The organism is Paraburkholderia sp. BGA-UO-ETr-F21, assembly GCF_059567925.1.
Genome location: NZ_JCAQOY010000032.1, coordinates 1 through 5,259, shown reverse-complemented (window position 1 = coordinate 5,259; position 5,259 = coordinate 1). Strand labels below are relative to the sequence as shown.

Here is a 5,259-nt window from a genome sequence, read left to right as displayed (position 1 = left end):
CGACGAGGCTAAACGCTCCCGCCAGATGGACGAAGCGTTCGCCGCGCCGTAGCCCACGCCCTTTCCGACAGGGCGTCGCCGGCTAAACGTGCTTTATTTTCCGTTTTCTCAAGCGACCCCAATGATGTCCCACTGCGCAGGTATGTTGGACTTGATTGCACTGCCGTTATGGGTCGGCACTCTGGTCGCGCACTATCGGTTCAATCCCCAACAGGCTGGTACGCTACCGACACTGTTTCTGATTGGCGCATCGTTGTCCAGCATGTTTTTGGCGTCCCGCTTCACTCGCGTGAATGCAAAGTGGACTGCTGTAATCGGCTTTGCGTCGGCGGCGTTGGCTTTCGCGCTGTGCTTCGGACAGTCGACCATGGTCGCCCTGGCACCCTTGCACTTCGCCGGCGGCTTGGCGGTAGGAGCCGCGTTAAGCTCGACACACGGCACGATTGGGCGCGCGCTAAATCCTCATCGGGTATTCGCATGGGCCGGGCTAGCTATTGGCGTATTCGGTATCGTTTTTTTCGGCGGTACGCCGGGGGTACTGGCCAAGTTCGGGGGGGCGACGTTATTCATTGTCTTCGCTGGAATCATGGGGCTGGCGGCCTTGACGGGGCTTCTGTTTTTCCCGCGTTCGAGCCGGCAGATCGCGGAGGATCGCCACAGATCTCTCGAGCGAGCGCAGCCGCTTTCTCGGGCGGTCTGGTATTCGATCATCGGAATCGCATTGCTCGCGATGACTCAGGCCATGACGCTCAGCTTTTACGAGCGAATCGGCATGGCACGAGGCTTTGGCCGGGAGCTGGTGACGCTGGCGCTCGTGATCTATGGCATCGTCACGCTATTTCCGGCGCCGTTGGCGGGTTTGCTTGAAAAGCGCATAAAGGCCACAACGGTTATCTCAATCGGGCCGATCATGCAGGCTGTGTTTTCCATGATCGTGACGCATACCTGGAGTTATCCGTTGTTTGCCGCTTCAGGGGCGCTGATGGCATTCACGATTCTGTTCACGCATACCTATGCCTTTGGTCTGCTTGCGCGACTGGATGCTACCGGTCGTGCGGTGGCGGCTACTCCGGCCATGCTCATGGTGGGCGCCGCCATCGCTCCGTTTCTTGGCGGAACGCTGGTCAAGCTCATCGGCTTCAGTGCGATTGGCTATGCTGCCATTGTTTTGGTCGCAATAGAACTGTTGTTGTTCAACCTGACGCGCCGGGCGGTGCGGGGTGAATCATCGGTCGAGCAGGCTCCAGCGGTGATTTAGCCAGGTATCTGATTATGGGAGTGGACGTGCTACGTCAACGATGCGGTTACGGTGGCGTTCACTCCCCGATTTCCTACGAAAAACATTTGGGGAGTCGTCCGAGCGCTTGCCCGATCCAACGCGTATCCGAAGTCGATCACCCGAACAGCAGTCCCACGCAACGACCGAATGAGGCCTCATCGGATTCGCGAAGACCTTGTCTCGTGAGCTGGGTGAATTCGGCATACGGGTCAATGCGATCCTGCCGGGCGCCGTGGACGGTCCGCGTATTCAGCAGGTGCTGGCGGGACGTGCATTGGCCAGCGGCCGCACCGTCGCGGAGGAAGAGGCGGCTGCGCTCGCCAATCAGTCGATCAGACACTTCGTCGATCCGGCGGACATCGCTGCGCTCGCTGTTTTTCTGGCATCCGACGCCGGGCGATCCATTTTCGGGCAAATAATTCCGATCGACGGAGATTCGCAAAGCGCATCCTGAGATCAGGGTAAACATTTATGACGACATGAAGTACTTTTAAATGGTTGGTGTACGGAGTATATTAGTCGCCAAGGTGATCGAGACTGACTGGAGGAAGACATCATGCAATTTCATCTCAACGGTTTTCGCGTCGGCGATCCGATGATCGAACCTGCCGCCGATGGCGCGCCTCGCGTCGACATGCCCGATACGGTCGATGTGCTCATCGTCGGAAGCGGCCCAGCCGGGCTCGTGCTTGCGGCTCAGTTGTCGCAGTTTCCGTCAATCACGACGCGTATCGTCGAGCGTCGCTCGGGACCGTTGCTGATGGGGCAAGCGGATGGCGTCGCGTGCCGCACGGTCGAGATGTTCAATGCATTCGGCCTGAGCGACCGCTTGTTGCGCGAAGCCTATTGGGTCAACGAGACGGTCTTCTGGCGACCCGATGCAAACGATCGTGGCGCGATCAAGCGTACCGGGCGTGTTCAGGATACCGAAACGGGCATGTCGGAGTTCCCGCACGTCATCGTCAATCAGGCGCGCGTGCAGGACTATCTGCTCGATGTGATGCGCCGTTCCGCGCAACGGCTCGAGCCGGATTACGATCTCGAAGTCGTGGACGTGCAACGCGATAGCGAGGGCGAGTATCCGGTGCGCGTTACGCTACGCCGCACGGACGCGGCGCGACTCGATGAGAAAGTCGTCGTGCGTGCGCGCTATGTCGTTGGCTGCGATGGCGCGCGCAGTCACGTGCGCACGGCGATCGGCCAAACGCTGCGAGGCGATGCGGCTAATCATGCGTGGGGTGTGATGGATGCGCTCGCGGTTACCGACTTTCCGGACATCCGGCTGAAGGCGGCGATTCAATCTGCGAGCAAGGGCAATCTGCTCATCATTCCGCGCGAAGGCGGTTATCTCGTGCGCTTTTACGTCGATCTTGGCGAAGTCACGCCTGAGAATCGCGACACCATCAAACAGATCACGGTCGAGCGCATCATTCAGACCGCGCAACGGATACTGCATCCCTATTCGCTCGACGTGAAAGAGGTCGCCTGGTTCTCGGTCTATGAAGTGGGACAGCGTTTGACGGATCGCTTCGACGACGCTATCGCCGCCGATGGAACATCCCGCGAGCCACGGGTGTTCATCGCCGGCGATGCCTGTCATACGCATAGCGCAAAAGCGGGTCAGGGCATGAACGTTTCGATGCAGGACGGCTTCAATCTCGGCTGGAAGCTTGGCGCCGTTCTGCAAGGAGTCGGCGACATCAACCTCCTGCGCACGTATTCCGATGAACGCCAGCCCATCGCGCAAGAGCTGATCGACTTCGACAAGGAATGGTCCGCGATGATGGCCGCGCCGCCGAAAGATCCCAATCGGCCCGAAGCAGGCGGTGTCGATCCCGCGGAGCTTCAAGCTTACTTCGTGCGTGCGGGCCACTATACGGCGGGTGTCGCGGCGCGATATCGCCCGGGCGCGTTGACGGGCGAATCGACGCATCAATCGCTCGCCAGTGGCTTCACGATCGGCATGCGCTTTCATTCCTCGCCTGTCGTTCGTCTCGCCGATGCAAAGCCGATGCAACTCGGCCACGTTGCACGCGCCGACGGTCGCTGGCGTCTGTACGCTTTCTCCGACGCATGCGGAACCGCACTTACTGCGCTGTGCGAACATCTCGCCACTTCGCCCGACTCTGTTTTGCGTCTCGTCGCGCCCGAAGATGCCGATGTGGATAGTGTCTTCGATCTGCGCGCAGTGTTGCAGCAGCCTCATCGCGAAGTACGACTTGAAGATGTGCACGCGTTGCTGCTGCCGCGTAAGGGACGCTACGGCCTCATCGACTACGAGAAGGCGTTTACGAGCGACGCATCGGCTGATATCTTCACTGCGCGCGGCATCGACCGCGAACGGGGCGCGCTGGTCGTGGTCCGTCCGGACCAGTATGTCGCGCATGTACTTCCGCTGGACGCTTACACCGAATTGAATGCGTTTTTGCGGCCGATTTTCCGAACGAACACACCTTCTCGTTAAACGCCTAGAAATTGCCAACCAAACACGACTACCCCGAAGCGCTTTCGAAATTCACGGGCAGCCTGGTACGCCGCGCCCAGCAGCGCCACGTAGCGGTATGGCTCAGCGAAGTCTCCACCGAGATCACGAGCGTCCAGTACGCGGCGCTCGAAATCTTGCAGAAAACGCCCGGCATAAATCAACGACAACTCGGCGATGAACTCGACGTGGACCGTTCGACCATCGCCGATCTCGTCGCGCGCATGGTTCGCAATGACTTGATCGAACGCTCGGACGACCCCGTCGACAAACGTAGCTATGTGCTGTTCCTTACCTCCGAAGGCAAGAAAAATCTTGCAACGTTGCGTCCACGGGTCGAGGAGGTCGAGCGCATTCTCACCGCGCGATTGACGTCACGCGAATGTCTGGAGTTGCGGCGCCTGCTTTTGGCACTGTTGCCGCTGGGGGAATAGTGCGTTTGTTATTCGCGGTTGTGTCGTTGCGACAGTTCAAAAAAGCCGACGGGTTAGTCGGTCATAATTCTTATAATGTCTTTGTGAATGAATAGCCGCACACTCCCGGCGCCCTCGCCAGTCGGAGGTGAGTCGGGTTCCTTAATCGGACCCGAACCCTTCGATACAGAGTGTCTTTCCGTAACGAAAACGTTAACCTGGTGGAAGACCTTGAGGCAGCGAAAATTGACGCCTGAAGGCCAGCTACGCGACGATCAACTCAAAGACGCGAGCAGCGCATGTATCTTGGAAGCGGTCGTTGCAGTCGCGCGAGGGTTAGCGGCTGCTTTGGATCGATCCCGGTCCTTCGAAGTCTGAGGACGCGAGCGAGCCGTCAGTTCGCCTCGATATCAGATTTGATCTTATGGGGTTGCGGCAATAGCCCGGAGGATTGTTAGCAGAACCGGAACGGCGCAATGAGAGGGTCGGAGGCACGGCGGCCGAGCCATTTCCGTTCTGCTACGCAATTATCCAGACGGACGCTGCAGACTAAGTCCCCGTGCCGCCGGGAACGAGCCTCGCTGTCCTTGATTACCAGCATGCGGCCATCCGGGAGGGAACGGCCTTTCGAGGATCGACATGGACTGGACGTGGTGTCTGCGTAACGCATTGGCGCACATGCTCTCCGAACGGCGCAATCTCATCGTTGCTGAAAGGGGTGCGCTCGCTCACCACTGTGAGCCAAAGAGAGTCATCCGGACGGATGGCCTTCTGTGTAAGCATGCGCTCTAGGCTCGCTGGCTCGCTCGCTGCGCCGAAATTAGCTGCTGCACTCGAATTCCTCTCTGCTTTGAGAGAGCTAGCTTCCAGAGTTAGATATCCGTAATTCAGATGAGAGTGTTTACCCTTCATGTCGAAAATCGAGAGTAGTTTGTCGCAGTCGATAATTTTCTGATTCGTTGAGCTTCTACTATTCGCTCACACCAACTGGCGTTTTTCACCAAGGAGCGAGCGCATGAAACTGGAAAATCTGATTCGGATTGAGAACGGCGAAAAGGTGAAGCACACCTTCTCGGATGCGGAGT

General features: G+C 58.5%; 4 protein-coding genes. All 4 read left to right on the top strand.

What is annotated here, in order from left to right:
* Positions 1-142 precede the first annotated feature (142 nt).
* The 4 genes from AC57B1_RS20255 (at position 143) to AC57B1_RS20240 (ending at position 4,195) form a co-directional block, all read left to right on the top strand.
* On the top strand, positions 143-1,258 hold the full coding sequence (locus tag AC57B1_RS20255; protein WP_227471331.1) for an MFS transporter: 1,116 nt from the start codon (positions 143-145) through the stop codon (positions 1,256-1,258).
* Positions 1,259-1,436: 178 nt separating this feature from the next.
* Positions 1,437-1,733, top strand: coding sequence for an SDR family oxidoreductase (locus AC57B1_RS20250; RefSeq protein WP_227471335.1), 297 nt, complete (start codon positions 1,437-1,439; stop codon positions 1,731-1,733).
* 102 nt (positions 1,734-1,835) lie between these two features.
* On the top strand, positions 1,836-3,743 hold the full coding sequence (locus AC57B1_RS20245) for an FAD-binding monooxygenase (protein ID WP_088176914.1): 1,908 nt from the start codon (positions 1,836-1,838) through the stop codon (positions 3,741-3,743).
* An 11-nt stretch (positions 3,744-3,754) separates the two neighbouring features.
* On the top strand, positions 3,755-4,195 hold the full coding sequence (locus AC57B1_RS20240; protein ID WP_088176915.1) for a MarR family winged helix-turn-helix transcriptional regulator: 441 nt from the start codon (positions 3,755-3,757) through the stop codon (positions 4,193-4,195).
* Positions 4,196-5,259 lie beyond the last annotated feature (1,064 nt).

Coding starts and splice junctions, on each gene's coding strand:
- AC57B1_RS20245 (WP_088176914.1), top strand. CDS start 1,836: ATGCAATTTCATCTCAACGGTTTTCGCGTCGGCGATCCGATGATCGAA.
- AC57B1_RS20255 (WP_227471331.1), top strand. CDS start 143: ATGTTGGACTTGATTGCACTGCCGTTATGGGTCGGCACTCTGGTCGCG.